General features: G+C 74.8%; 7 protein-coding genes. 3 read left to right on the top strand and 4 right to left on the bottom strand.

The features are described from left to right. Positions 1-29: 29 nt before the first annotated feature. The 3 genes from E4U91_RS34460 (at position 30) to E4U91_RS34450 (ending at position 8,915) form a co-directional block, all read left to right on the top strand. Positions 30-6,476, top strand: coding sequence for a type I polyketide synthase (locus tag E4U91_RS34460; protein ID WP_137310427.1), 6,447 nt, complete (start codon positions 30-32; stop codon positions 6,474-6,476). A gap of 286 nt (positions 6,477-6,762) precedes the next feature. After that, positions 6,763-8,196, top strand: coding sequence for a flavin monoamine oxidase family protein (locus E4U91_RS34455; RefSeq protein WP_137310426.1), 1,434 nt, complete (start codon positions 6,763-6,765; stop codon positions 8,194-8,196). Between the two features lie 104 nt (positions 8,197-8,300). Continuing rightward, complete coding sequence (locus E4U91_RS34450; protein WP_137311160.1) at positions 8,301-8,915, top strand: TetR/AcrR family transcriptional regulator; 615 nt, start codon at positions 8,301-8,303, stop codon at positions 8,913-8,915. 309 nt (positions 8,916-9,224) lie between these two features. Here E4U91_RS34450 and E4U91_RS34445 read toward each other — a convergent pair whose 3' ends face one another. The 4 genes from E4U91_RS34445 to E4U91_RS34430 form a co-directional block, all read right to left on the bottom strand. Next, the gene (locus E4U91_RS34445) at positions 9,225-9,710 is read right to left on the bottom strand and encodes a hypothetical protein (RefSeq protein WP_137310425.1); all 486 of its coding nucleotides are present in this window, start codon (positions 9,708-9,710) and stop codon (positions 9,225-9,227) included. Positions 9,711-9,730: 20 nt separating this feature from the next. After that, complete coding sequence (locus E4U91_RS34440) at positions 9,731-10,288, bottom strand: flavin reductase family protein (protein ID WP_241678788.1); 558 nt, start codon at positions 10,286-10,288, stop codon at positions 9,731-9,733. 114 nt (positions 10,289-10,402) lie between these two features. Further along, a complete protein-coding gene (locus E4U91_RS34435) occupies positions 10,403-24,253 on the bottom strand; it encodes a type I polyketide synthase (protein ID WP_179959690.1) in 13,851 nt (4,616 codons plus the stop codon). A gap of 233 nt (positions 24,254-24,486) precedes the next feature. Then, positions 24,487-26,076: an aspartate aminotransferase family protein gene (locus E4U91_RS34430; RefSeq protein WP_137310424.1), complete on the bottom strand. Its 1,590-nt coding sequence runs from the start codon at positions 26,074-26,076 to the stop codon at positions 24,487-24,489. Positions 26,077-26,220: the final 144 nt, after the last annotated feature.

The following is a 26,220-nucleotide window of genomic DNA, read 5'->3' as shown; positions in this document are numbered from 1 at the left end:
CCACGTCCGCCGAGAAGAATCGATCACGCATGTCCCACGAGCCCAGTGAACAGAAACTCGTCGACTATCTCAGGTGGGTCACCGCCGACCTGCAAAAGGCCCGCCGGCGCATCGCCGAACTGGAGGCGGACGCGGGTGAACCCGTCGCCATCGTCGGGATGGCCTGCCGCTTCCCCGGCGGCGTCGCCTCCCCGGCCGACCTGTGGCGGCTGGTCGCCGACGGCGTGGACGGCATCTCGCCGTTTCCCCCCGACCGGGGCTGGGACCTGGACCGCCTCTGGGACCCCGACCCCGACCGGCCCGGCACCACGTACACCAAGGAAGCGGGCTTCCTGCACGACGCGGCCCTGTTCGACGCGCCCTTCTTCGGTGTCTCGCCCCGTGAGGCCCAGGCCATGGACCCGCAGCAGCGCCTGCTGCTGGAGACGGCCTGGGAGGCGCTGGAGGACGCCGGCATCGATGCGGCGACCCTGCAGGGCAGCCCCACCGGCGTGTTCGCCGGCGTGATCGAGCAGAGCTACCTGGGGCTCGAGGGCCCGCAGGAGCTGGAGGGCCATCTGCTCACGGGCAAGCTGTCCAGCGTCGCGTCCGGCCGGGTGGCGTACACGTTCGGCTTCGAGGGGCCGGCCGTCTCCGTGGACACCGCCTGCTCCTCCTCCCTGGTGGCGATGCACCTGGCCGTACGCTCGCTGCGGTCCGGGGAGTGCACGCTGGCCCTGGCCGGCGGAGCGACGGTCACGGCGACCCCGAGCGGGTTCGTCGACTTCTCCCGGTTGCGGGGGCTGGCGCCCGACGGACGCATCAAGTCCTTCGCCGCCGCAGCCGACGGCACCTCCTGGTCCGAGGGCGTCGGCCTCCTCGTACTGGAACGCCTCAGCGACGCACGACGCAACGGCCACCCCGTCCTCGCCCTCCTGCGCGGCTCCGCCGTCAACCAGGACGGCGCCAGCAACGGCCTGACCGCACCCAACGGACCCGCCCAGGAACGCGTCATCCGCCAAGCACTCACCGACGCCGGACTCACACCCGACGACATCGACGCCGTCGAAGCCCACGGCACCGGAACCCGCCTCGGCGACCCCATCGAAGCCCAGGCCCTCCTCAACACCTACGGACAGCACCGCCCCGCCGGCCGGCCCCTCCACCTCGGCTCGCTCAAGTCCAACATCGGGCACACGGTCGCGGCCGCGGGTGTCGGCGGTGTCATCAAGATGGTCGAGGCGATGCGCCACGGCGTGCTCCCGCGCACCCTGCACATCGACCGCCCCACCCCCATGGTCGACTGGGACTCCGGCGCCGTGCGGCTGCTGACCGAGCCCCGCGACTGGCCCGACACCCAACGTCCGCGCCGCGCCGCGGTATCGGCGTTCGGGGTGAGCGGGACCAACGCGCACGTGATCCTGGAACAGGCACCCGACTCGCCCACGACCGCGGCCGGTGACGACGACACCGGGGCGAGCGCGCCGCCGGTCCTGCCCTGGCTGGTGTCCGCCAAGACCGAGACCGCCCTGCGCGCCCAGGCCGAACGCCTCCTCGCGCACCTTGGGGACCACCCCGCCCGCGACCTCGACCTCGCCCACTCGCTCGCCACCACCCGCACCGCGCACGACCACCGCGCGGCGGTCGTCGGGGCCGGGCGTGAGGACCTGGTGGCCGGACTCACCGCGCTGGCGTCGGGCGGTCAGGACCCACGCCTCCTGCGCGGCAGCCGGGACCACGGCCGGCTGGCCTACGTCTTCACCGGGCAGGGAGCCCAACGTGCGGGCATGGGCCGGGAGCTGTACGCCGCCTTCCCCGCCTACGCCGCCGCGTTCGACGAGGTGGCCGCCGCCCTGGACCCGCATCTCGCGCAGCCGGTGGCGGAGTCGATACGCGACGGCCGGGGACTGACGGACACCGTCAACGCCCAGCCCGCCCTGTTCGCGGTCGAGGTGGCCCTGTACCGGCTGCTGGAGTCGTTCGGCGTCCGGCCCGACCTGGTGGCGGGGCACTCGGTGGGCGAACTGGCCGCCGCCCATGTCGCGGGCGTCCTCGACCTGGCGGACGCCGCGACGCTGGTCGCGGCCCGCGGCAGGCTGATGCAGTCCGCGCCGCGCGGCGGGGTCATGGTGGCGGTGCAGGCCGAGGAGACGGAGGTCGCCGAACTCCTCGCCGGGCGGCCGGGGCTGGCGCTCGCGGCGGTCAACGCTCCCGGCTCGGTCGTGATCGCCGGGGACGCGGACGCCGCCGCCGAGGTGCGCGCCGTACTGGCCGCAGCCGGCCGGCGCACCCGCGTCCTGGACGTCAGCCACGCCTTCCACTCCCCCCACATGGACGCCGTCCTGGACGACTTCCACGAGGCTGCCGCCCGCGTGACCTACCACGCCCCGCGCATCCCGGTGGTCTCCACGCTCACCGGTGCGGCGGCCCGCGGTGACGAACTGCGTGAGCCCGGCTACTGGACGGCGCAGTTGCGCGGTACGGTCCGGTACGCCGACGCGGTGAGCGCGCTGCGCGCCGAGGGAGCCGCCACCGTGGTCGAACTGGGGCCCGACGCGGTGCTCGCGCCGCTCGCCGCGCAGACCGACGACGGCCTGACCGCGCTGGCGCTGCTGCGGCACGAGCACGGCGAGGCGGAGACCCTGACCGCGGGCCTGGCCCGGCTCCACGTCCGGGGCGTACCGGTGGACTGGGCGGCCTTCTTCGCCGGCACCGGCGCGCGACGGATGCCGCTGCCGACGTACGCCTTCGAGCGCCGCCGCTACTGGGTGGAGCCGCAGAAGCAGAGCGGGCAGGACCCGGCCGGTCTGGGGCTGCGCCCCGGCGAGCACCCGCTCCTGGGCGCCGCGGTGCACCCGGCGGGCTCCGACGAGGTGCTGTTCACCGGCCGGCTCTCGCCGCACGTGCGGCCGTGGCCGGCGCGGCACACCGTGGACGGCCTGGCCGTGCTGCCGTCGTCAGTGCTGGTGGAGCTTGCGGTACGCGCCGGTGACGAGCTGGGCTGCACCGTCCTGGAGGAGCTGGAGACGGGGCCGCCGCTGGTGCTCCCCGAGCGGGCCGGACTGCAGGTCCAGGTCCGGGTGGGCAGCGAGCGGCCCGGGGGACGTGCCGTCACCGTGCACGCCCGGCCCGACGGCTCGGACGCGCCGTGGACGCGGTACGCCCACGGCCGGCTCGGCGCCGCACCGCTCGGCCCGGGCGACGGCCCGGCGCCGTGGCCGCCGGCCGGCACGGAACGGGTCGACCCCACGGACGCGCGGGCCCTGCTGGCGCCCGGTGACGGGTGGTACGGCCCGGTGTTCCAGGAGGTGAGCGCGGTCTGGCGGGGCAACGACGCGGTGTACGCCGAGGCCGCGCTGCCGGCGGCCACGGCGGCACAGGCCGCGGAGTACCTGCTGCACCCGGCGCTGCTCGACGCCGCCGTGCACGCCGGGCACGCCGTCGTGCACGGCGGTGCGGAGGGTGTGCCGCAGACCGTGACCCGGTGGCGGGGGGTGCGGCTCCTGGCGCGCGGGGCGGCCGCCGTACGGGCACGGCTGGCCGTGGCCGGTGACGGCGCGCTGTCCTTGGCGCTGACCGACCGCGCCGGGCTGCCCGTCGCCTCGATCGACGCCGTCACGCTCCGCCCGCTGACGCCGGGCGAGATCACCGAGGCGGCGGAGCGGCCCGCCGACAGCCTGTTCCAGGTCGACTGGAGCGTCCCGACCGGTACACCGCGCCGCCGGCCGGTGCGGTGCGGGGTGCTCGGTACGGCGCCCGCGGACGTGCACGGCCCCCGGTTCGCCGGTGCCGAGGACGCGGCGACCGCGCTCGCCGGTGCGCCGCTGGACGCGCTGGTGCTGGTGCACCGGCCGCCGCGCGCCGACGACATGGCGGCGGTGCACCGTGCGACGGCCGAGGTGCTGGAGACAGTACGGCGCCACCTGGCCGAGGAACGGCTCTCCGACGTCCCGTTGGTGGTCGTGACGCGCGACGCGGTCCGGGTACGGCCCGAGGACGCGTGCGATCCCGCCGCCCGCGCGGTCTGGGGCCTGCTGCGGTCGGCGCAGTCGGAGGCGCCGGGCCGGATCCTGCTGGTCGACACCGACGACGCCGATCCGACGGCGGCCGTGGAGACGGTAACGGCCTCGGGCGAGCCGCAGGCGGCGGTGCGTGAGGGACGGCTGTACCTGCCCCGGTTGCGGCCCGCCCCGGCCGTTGCGACCGCCACGGCGCCGGGGCTCGGCCCGAACGGCACGGTGCTGATCACCGGCGGCACCGGAGCCCTGGGCGCCCTGTTCGCCCGGCACCTGGTCCACCGGCACCGTGTGCAGCAGTTGCTGCTGGTCAGCCGGCGCGGTGAGCAGGCGCCCGGCGCGGGCGAACTGACCGCCGAACTCAAGGAACTGGGGGCGCAGGTCACCATCGCGGTGTGCGATGTGGGAGACCGGGACCAGGTGGCCGCGCTGCTGGCGGGCATACCGGAGGAGCACCCGCTGACCGGTGTGATCCATCTGGCCGGTATGCGCGACGACGGCCTGGTCGGGGCCCAGACGCCGGAGCGGATGGCGGCCGTGCTGCGGCCGAAGGCCGACGCGGCCTGGCACCTGCACGAACTGACCGCCGGCCTGGACCTCGCGGCGTTCGTGCTGTTCTCCTCGGTCGCGGGCGTCGTCGGCGGCCCCGGTCAGTCCACGTACGCGGCGGCCAACTCCTTCCTCGACGGGCTGGCCGAGCTGCGGGCGGCCCGCGGGCTGCCCGCCACCTCGATCGCGTGGGGTCTGTGGGCCCAGGACGGCGGCATGTCCGCCGATCTGAGCGAGACGGACCTGCGGCGCATCGCCCGCAGCGGCTTCCGTCCGGTGACCGACGCGTCCGGCACGGCCGTCCTCGACCTGGCGCTGGGCCTCGGCAGGCCGACGCTGGTGGCCTCGCCGCTGGACGTGGCCGCGGTGCGCGAACAAGCCGAGGTCCCGCACCTGTTCCGGGCGCTGGTCCCCGGAACCCGCCGCCGTGCCGCCCAGGACACCGAGGCGGACGAGCCGCTCGCGGCGCGACTTGCCGGACTCACGGCGGAGGACCGGCTGCGGATCGTCACCGAGGCCGTGAAGGCGGAGGTCGCCGGTGTGCTCGGGCACGTCGACGCCGAGGGCGTCGCGGCCGACCGCCCCTTCCAGCAGCTGGGGTTCGACTCGCTCACCGCCGTGGAACTGCGCAACCGCGTCGGTGCTCTCGCCGGCGTACGCCTGCCCGCCACCCTGGTCTTCGACCATCCCACCCCGGCGGCGCTCGCCGGATTTCTGCTGACCACGCTGACGGGGGACGGGGCCGGCGCGGCGGCCGGGCCGGGCGCCGTCGACTTCGCGAAGGAGACGGAGCTCGCGCAGGACGTGCGCCCGGCGCGTGAGGTGGTGCGGTGCGCGACCGATCCGCAGCGGGTACTGCTGACGGGGGCGACCGGGTTCCTCGGCGCGTTCCTGCTGCGGGATCTGATGCGCACCACCAGGGCCACGGTGCACTGCCTGGTGCGGGCGGCCGACGAGGCCGCGGCGCTGGAGCGACTGCGGGAGAACCTGGTCCGGTACGCGGTGTGGGAGGACGTCGACCCCGGCCGGCTCGCGGTGGTGGTCGGTGATCTCGGACAGCCCCGACTGGGGCTGTCCGAGGAGGACTTCGACGCGCTGGCCGCCACCATGGACGCGGTCTACCACAACGGCGCCCGGGTCCACTGGCTGCACCCCTACGAGACGTTGCGCGCGGCCAACGTGCGGGGCACCGAGGAAGTGCTGAGGCTGGCCGCGCGCCATCGCAGCGTGCCCGTCCACTACGTGTCGACCGTCGGGGTGTTCGCCGACGGGGCCGAGGACGGCCGGCCGCTCCGGGTGACCGATCCGACCGGTCCGGCGCAGCGGCTGCCCAGCGGCTATGTGCAGAGCAAGTGGGTCGCCGAGCAGTTGACCACCGAGGCCGCCGCACGTGGCCTGCCGGTCTCCGTCTACCGGGTCGACGTCGTCTCCGGCGACCAGGTCAACGGGGCCTGCCAGACGAACGACTTCGTGTGGCTGAGCATGAAGGGACTGATCCAGGCGGGTGTGGTGCCCGCGGACGTGGACGGCAGGTTCCACCTGCTTCCGGTGGACTACGTGAGCGCCGCGATCGTCCGCGTGTCGGGACAGCCGGGGTCCGCGGGCGGCACCTTCCACCTGTTCAACGACAGCTCGGTGAGTCTGCGCGAGTGCGTCCGGCGGCTGCGGGCGCTGGGCTACGCGCTGGAGGAGACGGACTGGGAGGACTGGCGACGGCGGGTCCAGGAGGACCGCGGCAACGCGCTGCTGCCGCTGCTGCACGCCTTCGAGATGATGACCGGCGACACGGACCGGTTCTACCCGCCGATGGACACCACGGAGACCGAGGCGGCGTTGACGGGCAGCGGCATCGTCTGCCCGCCGGTCGACGAGGAGTTGTTCGCCCGCTACGTGCGGTACTTCGTGCGGACGGGGCATTTCCCAGCCCCCTGATCCGCGCGACGTGTTCGACCCGGCCGGCGCCCTCGGGGCGCCGGCCGGCGTGTTGCAGGGGCCGGTCCGTGTGTCTCAGCGGGCCGGCCCGCGTGTTGCGGCGGGGCCGGCCGTGGGGGTGCCGGAAGGGAAGCGTCCATGCCCCACCGGGGACGGAGGTAAACCATCCAATTACCGCCGGGTGACCGGTTTCGGCCACCCATCCGGTTAGCTGGTCCTGGCCGAAACAAGCCACCTCCCGCTGCTGCACGAGCGGTCGATCTGTATGAAAAGAGAAGGTTCGCCGATGAGTTCACGTCCGATTCCCGCACCTCGGCACGCCGCCGCGTCGCCCGGACGCCGTCTGTTCCTCAAGGCGGCGGGCACGACCGCGCTGGCCGGTGCGGTCGGCACACTTCCGTACACCGGCTCCACCGCACACGCCTTGACGGAGACGTCCACCGACGTGGTCGTGATCGGCGCGGGGTACGCCGGCGGCACCGCCGCCCGTGAACTGGCCGCCCGGGGACTGAGGGTGACGGTCCTGGAGGCCCGCAACCGCATCGGCGGGCGCATATGGACCGACACCATGTCCGGGGCGCGGATCGAACTGGGCGGTGGCTGGCTGAGCCCCGACCACCAGCTCGTCGCCCAGGAGATGCAGCGCTACGGGCTGACCAACGTCGGCGACGTGGTCCCGACGCAGTCGCTCATGCCGGCCTCCAACGGCTTCCAGGCGCTGAGCCCGACGGACGCCAACGCCCAGCTGGGCGGCCTCTTCGAGCAGTTCTACGACGGCTCGCAGCAGTACTTCGCCCACCCGTACGACCCGCTGTACCGGGCGGACCTCCTGCAGCAGCAGGACCAGCTGTCCTTCACCGACCGCATCGCGCAGCTGTCGATGTCCTCGCTCGACAAGCAGTGGCTCGCCGGGTACTTCACGGCCTACACCGGCAACGAGAACAACGCCCGTGCCATGACGTCGATGGCGCAGTGGTGGGCCCTCGGCGGCTGGACCATGGAGGGCTGGGAGAAGCAGACCGCCTTCAAGCCCGCCGGCGGAATGACCGAACTGCTGCAGAAGATGCTGGCCACCCCCGGCATCAACCTGCAGCTGTCCTCGCCGGTCTCCGCGGTGAGCAGCACGTCGACCGGCGTCCAGGTGCGGCTGACCAGCGGCCAGGTGGTGAAGGCGCGCACCGTGGTGGTGGCGACGCCGGTGAACGTCTGGAAGACCATCCAGTTCAGCCCGGGCCTGCCGGCCGCGCACACGGCCGCGACCACGGAGGGCGTGGGCGTCTCCCTGGCCACCAAGCTCTGGATCCACCTGAGCGGGGACGTGGACGCCGTCTACGCGCAGGGCACCGAGAACTCCGCCCTGCCGCTGATGATCCCGCAGCAGCAGCTGCCCGGTGGCGGCCGGTTGATGATCGGGTTCGCCGGGTCGTCCCTGAACGTGACGGACAAGGCGGCGGTCCAGGCCGCGGTGCGCACGTACATACCGGGCGCCACCATCGTCACGTACCGCGCACAGCAGTGGGGCGCCGACCGCTGGTCCCGCGGCGGGTGGGGCCTGCGCCGTCCGACCCAGCTGCTGCGCCAGCTGCCGGCGCTGCAACAGCCGTACGGCCGGGTGCTGTTCGCCGGTGCCGACATCGCCTCCGGGTGGAACGGGGCCTTCATCGAGGGCGCGGTGGAGACGGGGCTGCGTGCCGCGCAGCAGGCGGTCGCACTGGTCTGAGCGGGCGGGCCGTGCCGGAGGTTCCCGGCGGCGCGGCTGTCGACCGGCCGGAAGTTGCCCCTGACTGAAAAGAACGCTCTACTGGTAGGATGGGGAAGGTGAAGATGAAGCCACCGGACGACCCCAATCGATCGGCAGCCGCCCCGGAGTCCCTGCCCGCGACGCGCGAGCGCATCATCCGGGCGGCGTCACTTCTCATGCAGCGACAGGGTTACGACGGCACGGGCATCAAGCAGATCTCGCAGGAGGCCCAGGCCACCCTCGGTTCTGTGTATCACTTCTTCCCGGGCGGCAAGCAGGAGCTTGCTCTCGCGGCCATCAGCCGCGGGGACCAGGAATTCGTGGAGCAGCTACGGGCCGCACTGTACAGCGACCCGGACCCGGCCCGCGCGATCGTGGTGCTCTGCCGGAGCATGGCCGACAGCCTGCGGCTGTCCGACTGGCTCGACGGCTGTCCGATCACGACCACCGCCCTGGGCACCGTCGGCCGCCTGCCCGACATCCAGTCCGCCGCGGCGGACGCCTTCGCCCGCTGGCGCGGCGTGGTGTTCGACCGGCTCCTGCAGTGCGGTGTCCGTGAGAGCGACGCCCGTGACCTCGCCCACACGGTGATCAGCACGCTGGAGGGCGCCGAACTGGCCGCCCAGGTCTCCCGCAGCAGCCGGCCGCTGGAGGTGGCCGGGATCCATCTCTCCCGGCTGATCGCGTCGTACCGCTAGGGGGTGTCTTGTCGATCGGGCCGGATCAGGGAGCGGCGTCTGGTGCCGTGCATCGCAAGGCGGAGGAGGGAGTCGATGCGGCGCATCGGCGACTGACGACAACGCGGCGAGGCGCGGTGCCAGACGCCGCGAGCCCGGCCTGATCGGCAAGACACCCCCTAGGCGCGCCGGCCCTGACCGTAGCCGTGGGCCGGTCGTGCGGAGCCGAACAGCTCCGCACGACCGGCCCCACGGCTTTTCCGTACTGGCGGCCGTACTGGCGGCCAGCGCCGTCCCGCTCGCCGCCGCGCACGGGACGGTTCCGCGTCGTCAGGCAGCGCGGGGGGCGTGGCGGGCCGTTCGCGTCGAGCGGCCCAGTTCCCTCACCAGGTCGGCCGGCGGCACCGTCCCCGCCGGGAAGCGCTTCTTGTCGCACACCGTCAGCGCCGCGCACTCCAGCAGCAGGGTGCGCACCAGCGACTCGTGCGCCGAGGCCAGCTCGCTCGGCTCCTCCGGCAGGGGCGGACGCCGGGCCGGCTGCCGGGCGGCGGCCAGCGCGCCGGTCACGATCTGCCGCCCCCGTCGCCGCATCGCCGCCTGCAGGGCGGCGTCCCGGCGGTCCCGGGGGGCGAGCGCGGAGGGCAGCGCCGCGTCGAAGGAGACCAGGACCGCGGTCGCGAACGGATCGGCGGGCAACCGGGCGGCGGCCGTGGGCCCGGCGGTGCCGACGGGAACCCGCGACGCCGCCCTCGCCCTGGCGAGCCCCGCGTTGAGCGCCTCGACGAACAGGCGCCCGACCACGGTGTCCGCGCTCACGGCTTCCCCTCCCCCGCCCATCACGCCCCCTCCGGCTCGACCGAGGACTCGATCGAGCGGAAAGCGCCCTCGAAGAACAGGAGGCCTGATCCCCCCTCGGCGCGCGTGGCACCGACCACATCACCGACGAAGATCGAGTGGTCCCCGGAGTCGTGGGAGTCGGACAGCTCGCACTCCAGCCAGGCCGTCGCCCCCTGCAGCAGCGGCGCCTCGGTGACGGGACCCGCGGTCCACTCGAGGCCGTCGAACTGCTCCGGTCCCAGCGGCCGCTTCTTGTCGGCGAAGTACCGGGCCAGCGCCTCCTGACCGGCCCCGAGCACCGAGACACCGAAGTGTCCCGCGGAGCGGATGGCCCGGTGCATGACCGCGTCGTGCGCGACGCAGCACAGCACCGTCGGCGGGTCGAGCGAGACGGAGCTGAAGGCGTTGGCGGTCATACCGTGGATGTGCTCGCCGCCGACGCTGAGCACGACCACCCCGGTGGCGAAGCGGGCCATCACCTCCCGCAGCGGGAACGGCGCGGGCGCCCGGCCGGTGGATTCCTGGACGGACAGGGACTGCACGGACAAGGACTGCATGGCGAACCCTTCGGGTGTCAGGAGGGGAACGGACGCGGGCCGCGCGGGGACCGCGTCCGTCGGGTCGTACTGTCTGAAGGGCCGGCCGCCACGCTCGCGGCCGGCCGTGGGTGGTCAGTCGAGTCCCTCGACCAGGGCGAACAGCTCCTCGTCGGTGGCGGCGTCCAGGTGGGCCGTCTCGAGCGGGGCCACCGCCTCGCGGCCGGGGTCATCCGGCGCGGCGGCGTCCACCAGGGACAGCAGTGCGTGCAACCGGAGCGAGATCCGCTCGCGTGCGTCGTCGTCCGCCGCCAGCGTCCCGAGCGCCGAGCCCACCCGGTCGAGTTCGGCGAGCACCTCGTCGCCGCTCGTGCTCGACTCGCGTTCCACCAGCTCGGCGAGGTACTCGGCCAGGGAGGTGGGGCTGGGGTGGTCGAAGACGAGGGTGGTGGGCAGCCGCAGGCCCATGGCCGCCCCGAGCTGGTTGCGCAGTTCCACCGCGGTGAGCGAGTCGAAGCCGAGGTCCGAGAAGGGCAGTTCGGCGCCGACGGACGAGGGATCGGCGTGCCCGAGCACCGCGGCGACCTGGCCGCGCACCAGTTCCAGCAGGGCGCTGACGCGGTCCGGCCCGCTCAGCCCGGCAAGCTGCGCGAGCGGCGAGAACGTCCCGCCCGGGGCGCCGTCGGCCCCGGCGGCCGCCCTGCGCCCGGCGGGCCGCGGTGCCAGGGCGCGCAGCACCGGCACGGCCCGTTCCCCCTGCCGGCGCAGCACGTCCAGGTCGACGCCGGTCAGGGCCACCACCGGCCGGGATCCGGACAGGGCGAGGTCGAACAGCGCGGTGCCCTCGTCGTCGGACAGCGGTCGCAGCCCGATCCGGGCCAGTCGCCGCAGGTCCGTCTCGCCGAGGCCGGAGCTGATCGTGCTGGTGCCGGCCCACAGCCCCCAGGCCAGCGATGTGGCGGGCAGTCCCAGTGCGCTGCGGTGCTGGGCCAGCGCGTCGAGGAAGGTGTTGGCGGCGGCGTAGTTGGCCTGTCCCGCGGTGCCCAGCAGACCGGCCACGGAGGAGTACAGCACGAACGCGGACAGCTTGGCGTCGCGGGTCAGCTCGTGCAGGTTCCACGCCGCGTCGATCTTCGGGCGCAGCACGGCGTCGAGCCGGTCGGGCGTCAGCTCGCCGATGACGGTGTCGTCCACCACGCCCGCGGTGTGCACGACGGCACGCAGCGGGAAGTCCGGGGAGACGGCCGCGAGTACGTCGGCGAGCGCCGCGCGGTCGGCAGCGTCGCAGGCCGCGAAGGTCACTTCGGCGCCCCGCTCCTCCAGGTCGGCCCGCAGTTCCGCGGCCCCGGGAGCGTGCTCGCCGCGCCGCGAGAGCAGCAGCAGCCGCCGTGCTCCGTGCACGGTGACCAGGTGCCGGGCCAGTACGCCGCCCAGCGTGCCCGTGGCCCCGGTGAGGAGCACGGTGCCGTCGTCCCAGCGGGGTGCCTCGGCCGAGGGCTCCGCGGCGGCGGTCCTGGTGAGCCGCGGCGCCAGCAGCCGGCCGCCCCGGACCGCGATCTGCGGCTCGCCCGTGGCGACCGCGGCCCGCAGGGCGGTGTCGTCGCAGCCGTCAGCGCCGATGTCCACGACGGCGACCCGGTCGGGGTGCTCGGTCTGGGCGACCCTCAGCAGTCCCCACAGTCCGGCCCGCTCCAGGTCGTGGACCGGTTCGCCGGGTTCGACGGCGGTCGCGCCCCGGGTGAGGACCACGAGCCGCGTGTCGGCGAACCGGTCGTCGGCGAGGAAGGAGCGAAGGAGGGTGAGGACGCCGTTGAGCTGGGCGCGGGCCCGCTCGGGCAGGTCACCGTTGTCTTCGGTGGTCGGCGGTTCCCACAGCAGGGTGGTGGGCCGCGCGTCGCCCGCCGCCGCCAGGTCGGGGCACGCAGCGACCGACACCAGGGGCGAGGTGCCGAGGCCGAGCCAGCCGTCCGCGGCCACGGCGGCGTCCGGTTCCGGCAGGGGCGTCCACAGCAGCGGGAGCAGACTCTCGCGGTGCGCGTCGGCCGCCCGCACGGCGTCGGTGGACAGCGGGCGCAGGGCCAGCGAGCCCACGAAGGCCACGGGCAGGCCGGATCCGTCGGCCACCGTCAGTTCCGCCTCCAGGGTGTCGGCGGCGGTGTCCTGCGGCAGGCGGAGCCGGACGCGCAGCGCGGAGGCGCCGGTGCTGTGCACGGTCGCGTCGGTCCAGGCGAACGGCAGCCGGGCCGGGGCCGAGTCGTCGGCGACGCCGGGCAGCAGCGGGTGCAGGGCCGCGTCCAGGAGCGCGGGGTGGAGCCCGAACCGTGACGCGTCGTCCTGGATCTCCTCGGGCAGGTCCACCTCGGCGAACAGTTCTCCCTCGCCGCGCCACAGCCGCCGCAGGCCGCGGAAGGCGGGCCCGTAGGCGTACCCGTGCCCGGCGAGCGTGTCGTAGGCGCCGTGCAGGCCGATCTCCTCGGCGCCCGTCGGGGGCCACACCAGCAGCCCCTCGGCCGGGCCCGCGCCGGACGCCAGCGTGCCCCGGGCGTGCAGCGTCCACGCGTCGCCGTCGGCGCTGCCGTGGATGTCGAGCGGGCGTTCGCCGTTCGCGTCGGGTGCGCCCACGGCCACCTGGAGGTGGACGCCGTGGTGCTCGGGCAGGACGAGCGGCGTGGCGAGGTTCAGTTCGGCGACCCGGTCGCAGCCCACCTGGCCGGCGGCGCGGACGGCGAGCTCCAGCAGGGCGGTGGCCGGCAGCAGCACCGAGCCGGCCACCGCGTGGTCGGCGAGCCAGGGGTGCGTGCGCAGGGAGAGCCTGCCGGTGAACAGCGCCTCGTCCCGGCCGGCCGGGCGCACCGACGCGCCGAGCAGCGGATGGTCCACGGCCTCCAGGCCGAGCACCGCCGGATCGCCCGCCGGGCCGGCCGGTGCGTCGAGCCAGTAGCGCCGGCGCTGGAAGGCGTAGGAGGGCAGGGTCACTCGGCGGGCGCCGGGCAGCAGGCGGGAGAAGTCGGGCTCGGCGCCCTGCAGTCGCAGGAGCGCGAGCACCGCGACGACGCTCTCGCGCTCCGGCCTGCCCCGGCGCAGGGCGGGGGCCAGCACGCCGGGCTGTTCGGTCAGCCCGTCGCCGGTGAGGGCCGTCAGGACGCCGTCCGGGCCCAGTTCGACGAAGCGGGTGACGCCCTCGTCCTGCAGGCACCGCACGCCGTCGTGGAAGCGCACGGTCTCGCGGATGTGCCGGGCCCAGTAGTCCGGTGAGGTCAGCTGCTCGTCGGTGGCCAGGTCGCCGGTGACGTCGGAGACGACGGGGATGGCCGGCGGCCGGAAGGTAAGCCGCCCGGCGACGGCCCGGAACTCGTCGAGGACGTCGTCCATGTGCGGGGAGTGGAAGGCGTGGCTGACCGTCAGCCGCCGGGTGCGCAGGCCCTTCGCGGACCAGTGGGCGGTGAGTGCCTCGACGGCTTCGGCGTCGCCGGAGACGACCACCGCACGCGGCCCGTTCACGGCGGCGACGGCGACGGTTCCCGCGGCGTCGCCGCCACGCTCCGCCAGGTCCCGGCGGACCTCCTCCTCGGTGGCCTCGACCGCGGCCATCGCTCCGCCGGGGCGGGCCGACCGCATGAGCCGGCCACGCTCGGCCACCAGCGTCGCGGCGTCGGCCAGGTCGAGGACGCCCGCCACGTGCGCGGCGGCCAGCTCGCCGACCGAGTGGCCGAGGACGATGTCGGGCCGCACACCGTGGTGCTCGAACCAGCGGAACAGTGCCACTTCCACGGCGAACAGGGCCGCCTGGGTGAAGTCGGTGCGGTCCAGCAGCGCGGCCTCGGGGGTGCCCTGCGCGGCGAACAGCACGTCCTTGCAGGGGCGTTCCAGGAGGCCGTCGAGGTGTGCGCACACCTCGTCCAGGGCGTGGGCGAACACGGGCGAGGACGCGTACAGTTCCCGTCCCGTGCCCAGCCGCTGGCTGCCCTGCCCGGTGAACAGGAAGGCCGTCCGGCCGGACCGCTTCGCCCGGCCGCGCACCACCGCCGGGGAGGGCCGGTCCTGGGCGAGGGCCCGCAGGCCGTCGAGGAGGGCGTCGCGGTCGCCGCCGACGACGGCGGCACCGTCTTCCAGGACGGACCGTCCGGTCGCCAGGGTCAGGGCGACATCGGCGGGCTGCAGCTCCGGGTGGTCGCCCAGGTGGTCGAGCAGACGGGCCGCCTGCGCCCGCAGGGCGTCCTCACCTCGGGCGCTGAGGATCCAGGGGACGACGCCGTCCGTGGCCGGGGCGGGCGGGGCGGGCGGGGCGGGCGGCTGCTCGATGACGACGTGGGCGTTGGTGCCGCTGATGCCGAAGGAGGAGATGCCCGCCCGGCGCGGCCCGCCCTCGCTCGGCCACTCCCTGGCCTCGGTGAGCAGCTCCACCGCCCCGGATTCCCAGTCGACGTGCGGGGTGGGTTCATCGAGGTGCAGGGACTTGGGCAGTACGCCGTGTTCCATGGCCTTGATCATCTTGATCAGTCCGCCGACACCCGCCGCCGCCTGGGCGTGCCCGATGTTCGACTTGAGCGAGCCGAGCCACAGGGGGCGGCCGTCCGCCGGCCGCTCCTGGCCGTAGGTGTTGAGCAGGGCCGTCGCCTCGATCGGGTCGCCCAGGGTGGTGCCGGTGCCGTGCGCCTCGACGGCGTCGACGTCCGCGGGCGTGAGGCCCGCGTCGGCCAGGGCCTGACGGATGACGCGCTCCTGGGAGGGGCCGTTCGGCGCCGTCAGGCCGTTGCTCGCGCCGTCCTGGTTGACCGCCGAACCACGGACCAGTGCCAGGACGCGGTGGCCGCGACGGCGGGCGTCGGAGAGCCGTTCCAGGACGAGCACGCCGACGCCCTCGGACCAGCCGGTTCCGTCGGCGTCCGCGGCGAAGGACTTGCAGCGGCCGTCGGGGGCCAGTCCGCGCTGCCGGGAGAACTCCACGAACGTGGTCGGCTGTGCCATGACGGTCACGCCGCCGGCCAGGGCCAGGTCGCACTCGCCGCCGCGCAGTGCCCCCGCCGCCAGGTGCAGCGCCACCAGGGAGGAGGAGCAGGCGGTGTCGACGGTGACGGCCGGGCCTTCCAGGCCGTAGGTGTAGGCGACCCGGCCGGACAGGACGCTGGAGAGGTTCCCGGCGAGCAGGAAGCCCTCGAACTCGCCCGCCGCGGCAGCCGCCCGGGCGCCGTAGTCGTCGTACATGGCGCCCGCGAACACACCGGCCTGCGTGGACCGCAGGGACGCCGGGTCGATGCCGGCGCTCTCGAAAGCCTCCCAGGCGGCCTCCAGCAGCAGCCGCTGCTGGGGGTCGGTGGCCGTCGCCTCGCGCGGCGGCATCCCGAAGAAGCCGGCGTCGAAGAGGTCGGCGTCGTGCAGGAAGCCGCCGTGCCGGGTGTAGCTCGTGCCGCCCTGTTCCGGGTCGGGGTCGTACAGGGCCGCGAGATCCCAGCCCCGGTTGGCGGGGAACTCGCTCACCGCGTCGACCCCGTCGGCGACCAGCCGCCACAGGTCGTCCGGGGAGGCCACGCCGCCGGGGTAGCGGCACGCCATGCCGACGATCGCGATCGGCTCGTCGGCGGTCGTCCGGCCGCGGGCGGGCGCGGTCGCCGCGGGCCGGCCCGTCGCCGTCACCAGGGTCAGCAGGCGGTCGGCGACGGCCTGGGGCGTGGGGTGGTCGAAGACCAGGGTGGTGGGCAGTCGGGTCCCCGTGGCCCGGCCGAGCTGGTTGCGCAGCTCCACGGCGGCCATCGAGTCGAACCCGATGTCCTTGAAGGCGCGTTCGGGTGCGACGGCGCGCGCTCCGCTGTGCCCGAGGACGCCCGCGACCGTGCCGCGGACCAGGTCGAGCACCGCTTCGGCCCGCTTGTCCTCGGCCAGCGCGGCGATCCGCCGCGTCCAGTCGGAGCTGCCCCCGGCGCCGCCCGCGCCTGTCGCAGCGGTGCGCCGGAGGGCGCGGGCGGGCTGCAGTGCGCGCAGCAGGGGGTGGGGCGGGCCGGTCTCGGCGGGCCGTATCGTGACGGCGGCGAGCAGCGGACCGCCGGTCACGAGTGCCGTGTCGAACAGTGCCAGGCCGGCTTCGGCGGTGAGCGGCGGCAGACCGGCCCTCCGCCAGCGGACGCGTTCGGCGTCCGTGAGGGTGGCGCCCATGCCGCTGCCGGTGTCCCACAGGCCCCACGCCAGGGACAGGGCGGGCAGCCCGCGGGCGTGGCGGTGCTGTGCGAGCGCGTCCAGGGAGGTGTTGGCGGCCGCGTAGTTGCCCTGGCCTGCCGTGCCGAGGAGGCCGGACACCGAGGAGAACAGGACGAAGGCGGCCAGGTCCGCCCCGGCGGTCAGTTCGTGCAGGTGCCAGGCGGCGTCGGCCTTGGGGGCGAGGACGGCGGCCAGGCGCTCGGGGGTGAGCGAGAGCGCGGTGGCGTCGTCGAGCACACCGGCGGCGTGCACGACGGCTGTCAGGGGGTGTGCGTCGGGCACGGAGGCGATCAGCGCGGCGAGGGAGTCGCGGTCGGCGACGTCCACCGGGGCCACGGTCACCGAGACGCCCAGGGCGCGCAGTTCGTCGGTGAGTTCCGCGGCGCCCGGCGCGTCGGGGCCGCGGCGCCCGGCGAGCAGCAGGTGCCGTACGCCGTGCCGGGTGGCCAGGTGGCGGGCGAAGAGCGCGCCGAGTCCGCCGGTGCCGCCGGTGACGAGGACTGTGCCGTGCGGGTCCAGTGCGGGCGGTGCGGCGGCCGGCTCCGGTCGGGCCGGAACCAGTCGCGGGATGCGCACCTGCCCCGTACGGACGGCGGTCTCGGGCTCCCCGGCGGCCAGCGCGGCCTCCAGGGCCCGCGCGCCGGTGTCGGCGGGATCGAGGTCGACGAGCAGCAGCCGGTCCGGGTGCTCGGAGCGCGCGGAGCGGACCAGACCCCAGACGGCCGCGGCGGCGGGGTCGGCGACGTCCTCGCCGGGCAGGACGGACAGGGCGCCGTGGGTGACCACGGCCAGCCGGCTGTCGCCGTACCGCTCGTCGGACAGGAACGCCTGGAGGGCGCCGAGCACCCGGGCGATCCTCGTGTGTCCGGAGCCGGCGCCCGCGGCCGCCCGCAGGACGACGACCTCGGCCGGTTCGGTGGCCGCGAGGTCGTCACCGGCCTCGGTCCACCGGGGAGCCCGGTCGGCCGGCGGGTCGGTGACGGCCTGCCAGTCGAGCCGGTACAGGGAGCCGGCCGCGGGTGCGACGAGCCGCTTCTTCTCCACCCGGCGCAGGGTCAGCGACTCGATCTCGGCGACCGGCGCGCCGGCCGGGTCGGTCAGTGACACGCTGACCGTGTCCTGACCGGCAGGGCTGATCCGGGCGCGCAGCCCGGTGGCCCCGCCGGCGTGGACGGTGACGCCCGACCAGGCGAAGGGCAGCCGGATGGTGTCGTCGTCCGACGGCGTCGCGGCCGCCAGGACCAGCGGATGGAGCACGGCGTCCAGGAGGGCCGGGTGCAGCGCGAACCGGCCGGCCGACTCGCGCAGTTCCTCTGGCAGCCGCACCTCGACGTACACGTCCGCTCGCTCGTGCCGTACCGACACCAGGTTCCGGAAGGAGGGGCCGTAGGAGTAGCCGAGGGCGTCGAGGCGGGCGTAGGCGTCGTCCGGCAGGGATGCTCCGGTGGCGGGCTCCGGCGGGTCTTCCGCCGGAGCTTCCGCCGGGTGGGCGGCGGGTGGCGGCGCGGTGAGCGTACCGGAGGCGTGCCGGGTCCATGACCGTACGGGCGTGTCGTCGCCGTCGGGCGCGGAGTGCACCGTGAACCCCCGTCGGCCCGTCTCGTCGGGCGCGCCGACGCCGACCTGGAGGCGTACCGCCCCGGTGGCGGGCAGCGGCAGGGGCGCTTCCAGCGCCAGGTCCTCCACGTGCGGGGCACCCAACTGGTCGCCGGCGGTGATGGCCAGTTCGAGGAAGGCCGTGGCGGGCAGCAGCGCGGTCCCGGCGATGACGTGGTCGGCCAGCCAGGGCTCGGTGCTCACGGAGACACGGCTGGTCAGCACAGCGTCCCCGCGTTCGGCCAGGTCCACGACCGTGCTGAGCAGGGGGTGGCCTGCGGGGTCGAGGCCGAGCCCCCGGGCGCCCGCGGCGGACTGCGGCGCGAGCCAGAAGTGCTGTCGCTGGAAGGGGTAGGTGGGCAGGTCGACCGGGGCACCGCCGGGGAAGAAGGTGGCCGGGGCGAGCGGTGCACCGACGGTGTGGGCGCGGGCGATGCCGTCGGCGACGGTCTCGGCCTCGGGGCGGCCGGCCCGCATGAGCGGTACGGCGGTGAACGGCTCGTCGTCCGCGGCGAGCCGCGCGAGCGGGGCGAGGACGGCGTCGGGGCCCACCTCGACGGCCACGGTGCATCCCTGCCGCCTCAGCTCCCGGGCGGCGTCCAGGAATCTGACGGTGGCGCGGATCTGCCCGGTCCAGTAGTCCGGCGAGGTCAGCTCGCCGGATGTGGCGAGGGCGCCGGTGACGGTGGAGACGAGGGGCAGGACCGGCGGACGGTAGGTCAGCCCGGCGGCCACCGCGCGGAACTCGTCGAGGATGCCGTCCATGTGCGGGGAGTGGAAGGCGTGGCTGACCGCCAGTCGGGTCGTCTTGCGACCGCGGTCCCGGAACACGGCGGCGATCTCCTCGACGGCCGGGGCGTCCCCGGACAGCACCACGGACCGGGGGCCGTTGACGGCGGCGAGCGCCACCTCGTGCTCGCGGCCCGCCAGGTCGGCCAGGATCTCCTCCTCCGTGGCCTGTACCGAGATCATCGCGCCGCCGGCGGTGGCGGTCTGCATCAGCCGGGCGCGGGCAGCCACCAGGGCGGCCGCGTCAGCCAGGCTGAGAACGCCCGCCGCGTGGGCCGCCGCGACCTCGCCGACGGAGTGCCCGGCCAGCAGGTGCGGCGTCATGCCGTGGTGCTGGAGGAGGCGGAACAGCGCGGTCTCGACGGTGAACAGTGCGGGCTGGGTGTAGCGGGTCTCGTCGAGCGCCGCGGCGGCCTCGCTGCCCGGCTCGGCGAACATCACCTCGCGCAGCGGCCTCGGAAGCAGATCGTCGAAGGCGGCGCAGACCTCGTCGAAGGCGGCGGCGAAGACGGGATGCGCCTCGTACAGGGCACGGCCCATGCCGGGGCGCTGGGCGCCCTGACCGGTGAAGAGGAACGCGGTGCGGCCCGCCGCGGCGGCGTCGCCCGTGACGAGGCGCGGATGCTGTGGTGTGTCCTGGTCGGCGAGCGCGGACAGCGCGTCCAGGCGCTCGGACAGGTCTCCCCCGACGACCACGGCCCGTCGCTCGAACGCGGTACGGGTGGCGGCGAGGGACCAGCCGACATCGGTGACGCCGGCGTCGGGTCCGAGGTGACGGCGCAGCCGGTCCGCCTGGGCACGCAGCGCCGCGGTGTCGCGTGCGGACAGCACCCAGGGGGTGGCGAACCGCGCGCCGTCCACCGTGCTGCCCGCCGTGTCCGAGCCCGCGGTGGGCAGCGCTCCGGGCTCGCCCGGCATCGCCGCGTCGGCGTGCGTGGCGGGCGCCTGCCCGGTGGTGCCGGAGGGGGTCGCGGGCACCGGCGCATCGGTGGGGGCCGACTCCAGGATCAGGTGGGCGTTGGTGCCGCTGATGCCGAAGGAGGAGACCGCCGCGCGGCGCGGCCGGCCCGTCGCGGGCCAGCTCCTGGCCTCGGTGAGCAGTCCGACGGTCCCCGGGGACCAGTCGACGTGCGGGGTCGGCCGGTCCACGTGCAGGGTCCGGGGCAGGACGCCGTGCCGCATGGCCTGCACCATCTTGATGACGCCGCCCACCCCGGCGGCTGCCTGGGCGTGGCCGATGTTGGACTTCAGCGAGCCCAGGTACACCGGTTCGCGGTCCGCCCGGTCGCTGCCGTAGGTGGCGATGATCGCCTCGGCCTCGATGGGATCGCCCAGCGTGGTGCCGGTGCCGTGCGCCTCGACGGCGTCGACGTCCCCGGGGCCCAGACCCGCGTCGGCGAGGGCCTGGCGGATGACCTGCTGCTGGGCCAGTCCGCTCGGTGCGGTCAGCCCGTTGCTCGCGCCGTCCTGGTTGACCGCCGAGCCGCGGATGACCGCCAGCACCGGGTGGCCGTTCCTCAGCGCGTCGGACAGCCGCTCGACGAGGAGCATGCCGACGCCCTCGCCCCAGCCGGTGCCGTCGGCGGACGCGGCGAACGACTTGCAGCGGCCGTCCGCGGCCAGTCCGCGCTGCCGGGAGAACTCCACGAACATGCCGGGCGACGACATCACGGCCGCGCCGCCCGCCAGCGCCATGCGGGTCTCGCCCGAGCGCAGCGAACGGATCGCCAGGTGCAGCGCGACCAGCGAGGACGAGCAGGCCGTGTCCGCGGTCACCGCGGGCCCGATCAGGCCGAGCTGGTAGGCGATGCGGCCGGACATGACGCTCGCCGTGCTGCCGGTCAGCACGTGTCCCTGCACGCTCTCGGGGGCGTCCTGCATGCGGGGCCCGTACTCGAGGGAGGTGGCGCCGACGAAGACGCCGACGCGGGTGCCGCGCAGCTCCTGCGGCAGCAGCCCGGCGCGCTCCACCGCCTCCCAGGAGGTCTCCAGCAGCAGCCGCTGCTGCGGGTCCATGGCGAGCGCCTCGCGCGGTGAGATGCCGAAGAAACCGGCGTCGAACTCGCCGGCTCCGGCGAGGAATCCGCCGTGCCGGACGGCGCTCTTGCCCTGCCGTTCCGGATTGGGGTCGTACAGGTCGTCGTCCCAGCCGCGGTCGCGCGGGAAGGCGGAGACGGCGTCGACGCCCTCGTGCACCACCCGCCACAGGTCCTCGGGTGAGGCGACACCGCCCGGGTAGCGGCACGCCATGCCGATGACGGCGATCGGTTCGTCACCGTCCGCTCCGGCCGGTGCCGGGGTGTCGGACCCCGCGGTCGCGCCGAGCAGCTCCGACTCGACGAACGCGGCCAGGGCGTGGGGCGTCGGGTGGTCGAAGACCAGGCCGGTGGGCAGTCGCAGCCCGGTGGCGCCGGCGAGCGCGGCACGCAGTTCCGTGGTCATCAGGGAGGTGAACCCCAGCTCGTGGAACGGCGTGTGCCGGTCGATCGGTTCGTCGCCCGTGTACGACAGCACGGCCGCGATGTGCTCGTCGACCAGCTCGGCCACGGCCTGCCGGCGCTCGGCCGCGGACAGCGCGCCCATCCGCTCGCCCAGCTCTCCGCGGGGTCGCGGGGCCGCCGCCGGTGCGGGCGCGTCACTCGCCGCGCCGGCCGCGGGGTCGTCGGGCACGGGCTGCGGGTACGGCGTGCCCGCAGCGGAGTCGTCCAGCCAGTGCCGGGTGCGCTGGAAGGCGTAGGTCGGCAGGTCGATACGGCGCCCGGCGACGCCCTGGAGGAACCGGCCCCAGTCGACGGTCGCGCCGTGGACGTGTGCGGTGGCCAGCGCGGTGGCGAAGGCGTCGGGCTCCGGGCGGTCCTGGCGCAGCAGGGGCACGGTGGTCAGTTCGTCCGCCGTCTGCCGGGCCAGCGGGGCCAGCACGGCGTCGGGGCCGATCTCGACGAGGGTGGCGACGCCCTGCGCGTGCAGCGTGCGCACCGCGTCGGCGAAACGGACGGTTCCGCGCAGCTGGTCGGCCCAGTAGTCAGCGGTGCGCAGCTCCTCGCCGTCGCACAGGTCCCCGGTGAGCGTGGAGACCACGGGAATACGAGGTGCCTGGTAGGTGAGGTGTCCGGCGGCGCGGCGGAAGTCGTCCAGGACCGAGTCCATGTGCGGCGAGTGGAAGGCGTGGCTGACCGCCAGCCTGCGGACCCGCCGCCCTCGGGCGCGCAGCACGTCGGCCACCTCGTCGGCCGCGCGAGCGGAACCGGCGATGACGGTGGCCTGCGGGGCGTTGACCGCGGCCAGCGCCAACTGCGGTCGTCCGGCGAGCAGTTCGGTCACCTCGGCCTCGTCCGCCTCTACGGCGATCATCGCACCGCCGCGGCGCGCGGACTGCATCAGGCGCGCCCGTGCGGCCACCAGCACAGCGGCGTCGGGCAGGTCGAGGACACCGGCGACATGGGCGGCGGCGAGTTCGCCGATGGAGTGACCGGCCACGAAGTCGGGCCGCAGGCCGAACGACTCGGCGAGCCGGTGCAGCGCGACCTCCACGGCGAACAGGGCCGGCTGCGTGTGAAGGGTGTCGTCGAGGCCCTCGCCGGTGCGGATCACTTCGGCCGGCGAGACGGGCAGGTGTTCGGCCAGCGCCGCGGCCACCTCGTCGAAGGCGGCGGCGTACACGGGGTGGGCCGCGTGCAGTCGCATGCCCATGCCGAGGCGCTGGGCGCCCTGGCCGGTGAAGACGAAGCCGAGCGGGCCGGGGCGGGCGGCCGCGGTCGTCACGGCCGGATGGGCGCGTCCCGCGGCGAGCGCCTCGGTCCCGGCGAGGAGCCCGTGGGCGTCCCGGGCCAGCACGACGGCGCGGTGCCGGAAGGTGGCGCGGGTGGTGGCGAGGGACCAGGCCACGTCCGCTGGCGAGGGCTCGGTGCCGGTGGCGAACGCGTGGAGCCGTTCGGCCTGGGCCCGCAGCGCGGACCGTCCCGCCCCGGAGACCACCCAGGGCAAGAGCCCCGGTTCGCCCTCGTCGCCGCCGGCCGTCGCGCCACCGTGGTCCGCTGCGGCGACGCTCCGCGCGACCGGCACGTCATCAGCCGTCGGCGACGTGCCCTGGACGGCTTCGGCGGTCCCAGGGGCCTGTGCGAGCACCACGTGACAGTTGGTGCCGCCCATGCCGAAGGAGCTGACGCCCGCGACCAACGGGCGGTCGGGGCGCGGCCAGGGCCCGGTCTCCGTGCGGACGGTCAGGCCCAGCTCGCGCAGCGGGATGGCAGGGTGGGGCGTGGCGAAGTTCAGGCTCGGCGGCAGCGTCCGGTGGTGGATGCTCAGCAGCGTCTTGATGAGGCCGGCGATGCCCGCCGCACCCTCCAGGTGACCGATGTTGGTCTTGACCGAGCCGACGTGCAGCGCGGTCCCGGGCGGGCGTCCCGCGCCCAGCTCCGCGCCGAGCGCCGCCGCCTCCACGGGGTCGCCGACCGGGGTGCCGGTGCCGTGCAGTTCCACGTACTGCACCTCGTCGGCGCGCACCCCGGCACGGGTGCGGGCGGCGCGCAGCACCTGCCGCTGCGCCTCCTGGCTGGGGACGGTCAGGCCGGGGGTGGCGCCGTCGTTGTTGGCGGCGCTGCCGAGGATGACGCCGTAGACGCGGTCCCCGTCCGCCACCGCCCGGCCCAGCGGCTTGAGGACGACCACGCCCGCGCCTTCGCCCGGTACGAACCCGTTGGCGCGGGCGTCGAAGACGTAGCTGACGCCGTCGGGCGACAGGGCGCCGAAGAGCTCCTCGGTCAGGGTGTGCTCGGCGAGCAGGTTGAGGTTGACGCCTGCGGCCAGGGCGGCGGTGGACTCGCCGGTGCGCAGGCTCTCACAGGCGAGGTGCACCGCGACCAGCGAGGAGGACTGCGCGGAGTCCACCGTGAGGCTCGGGCCGCGCAGTCCCAGGTGGTGGGAGACGCGGTTGGCGATGACACCCCGGTTGACACCGGTCATGGTGTGCTGGGTGACGGCCGCGCCGCCGCGCTGGTAGAGCAGGGACGTGTAGTCGTCGCGCAAGGTGCCGACGAACATGGCGGTACGGCTGTCACGCAGGGAGGCGGGGACGATGCCCGCGTCCTCCAGCGCCTCCCAGGACAGTTCCAGGACCAGCCGCTGCTGGGGGTCCATGGCGGCCGCCTCGCGCGGCGAGACGCCGAAGAAGGCCGCGTCGAAGGCGTCCACACCGTCCAGGAAGCCGCCGCGCCGCACAGCGGACCGGGGGGGTGGCGTGAAACGGTCGGCGGGCACGTCCGTGACGGCGCTGGATCCGCCGGTCAGCAGTTCCCAGAAGGCCGAGGGTCCGGCCGCTCCCGGCAGCCGGCAGGCGAGGCCCACCACGGCGATCGGTTCGGTACGGTGGTGGCCGGTCGTGACGCCCGCCGGAGCGTGCTCACTCATCATGACGTTTCGCTGCCCTTTCCTAGCTGAATTCCCGAGAAGGCGACGTGCGCGAGGGCACAGCGTGGCCGTGCGGGCGGGTTCCGTTCTCCGCCGGTCCGCTGTCCGCCGGTCCCTTTTCCGTTCTCCGCCGGTCCGTTTTCTGTTTCCCGGCCGGTCCTTTTTCTCCTTCCGGCCGACCGAGGCCGTTTATCCGTTCGAGGGCCGGGTTTTCGCCGGGCTCCGGTCCGGTGGCCTCAGGCCGGCACGGCGAGCCGTTCCGCGGCCTGGTCACGGACGATCCGGCACACGTCGGTCAACGCCCGTTCCAGGCGGGCGATCTCGTCGTCGGTGAGGAGGACGGACGGCTCGAACCGCAGCGTGTGCACGGCGCTCGCCGTCGGGAAGGTCCTGATGGCGTGGGCGTGCAGCAGGTGCCCGGCGACGACGTACCCGAACAGGCCCGAGCGGGCGGCCTCGGCGAGCCGCGGGCTGCGCGCCCCGCTCTGGTCGTGGAACTCGAAGCCCTGCATCAGGCCCCGGCCGCGCACCTCCTTGACCACGTCCGGGAAGGCGGCGGCGACCCGTCGGAGCATCGCGGCCAGGGCCTCCCCGCGCTCGGCCGCCTGCCGGTAGAGACGGCCGCCGTCCGCCTCCAGCAGTTCCAGCACCTTGAGCGCGATGTGACAGGAGAAGCTGTCCTTGGCGAAGGTCGAGCTGTGCACCAGCTCGAACTCCGGCCGGTAGCGGGCCTCCCGCACGAGCATCACGGAGGCCTTGGCCAGGCCGCCGCCGAGGGACTTGGCGAGGGCGTAGTAGTCGCCGCGCAGGCCCAGTGCGGCGCTGGCCAGCAGGGCGCCGGTGCGGCCCATACCGCTCTGCACCTCGTCGACGACGAGCGGACAGTCGGCCTGACGGCCGAACTCCTGGATGTCCTCGGCGAACTTGCGGGAGAGCGGCCGGATGCCCCCCTCTCCCTGGACGGGTTCGAGCAGGAACGCGCAGTAGGCGGGGTGCTCGCGCTCGGCCAGTTCCACGCGGCCAGCGCGGTGCCGGAGCTCGTACAGCGTGCCGCTCTCCTGCTCCAGCACCTCCTTCAGGACGTCGGGGCGGTCCATCGGCACGAACCGCGTCCGCACGCCGAGTGTCGCGAAGGGCGCCCGGTACCCCTCGTTGTGGGTGAGCTGGACGCTTCCCATCAGCTTGCCGTGGAAGCCGCCCTGCAGGGCGAGCAGCACCGGAGGCCGTCCGGCGACCTCGGCGTTGTGCCTGCTCGCCTCGGCGATCAGCAGGTCGATGCCGTCTTCGTCCCGCGCCGGACGCGGCACCCCGAGCCGCTCGTGGACGGGGGCGGCAACGGTCGCCCGGCCGGCCAGCACCGCGGCGCGCGTCTCCTCGGCGCTCGCGCGTGTCTCCGCCAGCAGGGCGGACAGCCGTGCGCCGCGGTCCAGTTCGGCGTGTTTCACGGCGGCCTCGATCGCCTCCGCGCCGCTGTTGGCGAACGTGGCGTAGTACGGCTCCTCGACGCCGGTCTCGCGGTGGATGATGCGGTTCAGCTCGGCGGCGAGGCGGTTGGCGTACGGGTGGGAGGAGAACTGGGCGTGCACCGGCGAGCGGGCGTCGAGCAGTTCCCGGGCCCGGGCGACGATCTCGGGGTGGTTGTGCCCGAGGATCAGGGAGCCGTAGCCGCCGGCGAAGTCGAGGACGGGGATCAGGGAGCCGTTCCCAGCGCGGTGGTGGAGTGTGTTGCCCTCTCCGGACACGTACTCGACGTCCAGTCCGGCGGTGCCCAGCAGACGGCGCAGATGGGGCTCGGCGAGTTCGGTTTCCGCGTATTCCGTATTCATGTCGCTCCTTGTCGTCACGCCATCCTGTGCTTGCGGAATCCAGTGCGCAGTCATGGGCAGGTCATCGGGAGAGCGGACACGCGATTACCGCGCGATGGGCCCCGGCCACCGGCACCCCGCTCGTCCGGGAAATGCGGTGCGCGA

It is taken from the genome of Streptomyces lasalocidi, from assembly GCF_005280215.1.
Lineage (GTDB): Bacteria > Actinomycetota > Actinomycetes > Streptomycetales > Streptomycetaceae > Streptomyces > Streptomyces longwoodensis.
Note: the sequence above shows the minus strand (reverse complement) of the source record. Positions and strands in the feature narration are given on the sequence as shown.

Bases quoted from the DNA above. Each gene is read 5' to 3' on its own strand.
- E4U91_RS34460 (WP_137310427.1), top strand. From the start codon at position 30: ATGTCCCACGAGCCCAGTGAACAGAAACTCGTCGACTATCTCAGGTGG.
- E4U91_RS34455 (WP_137310426.1), top strand. From the start codon at position 6,763: ATGAGTTCACGTCCGATTCCCGCACCTCGGCACGCCGCCGCGTCGCCC.
- E4U91_RS34450 (WP_137311160.1), top strand. From the start codon at position 8,301: ATGAAGCCACCGGACGACCCCAATCGATCGGCAGCCGCCCCGGAGTCC.
- E4U91_RS34440 (WP_241678788.1), bottom strand. From the start codon at position 10,288: ATGCAGTCCTTGTCCGTGCAGTCCCTGTCCGTCCAGGAATCCACCGGC.
- E4U91_RS34435 (WP_179959690.1), bottom strand. From the start codon at position 24,253: ATGATGAGTGAGCACGCTCCGGCGGGCGTCACGACCGGCCACCACCGT.
- E4U91_RS34430 (WP_137310424.1), bottom strand. From the start codon at position 26,076: ATGAATACGGAATACGCGGAAACCGAACTCGCCGAGCCCCATCTGCGC.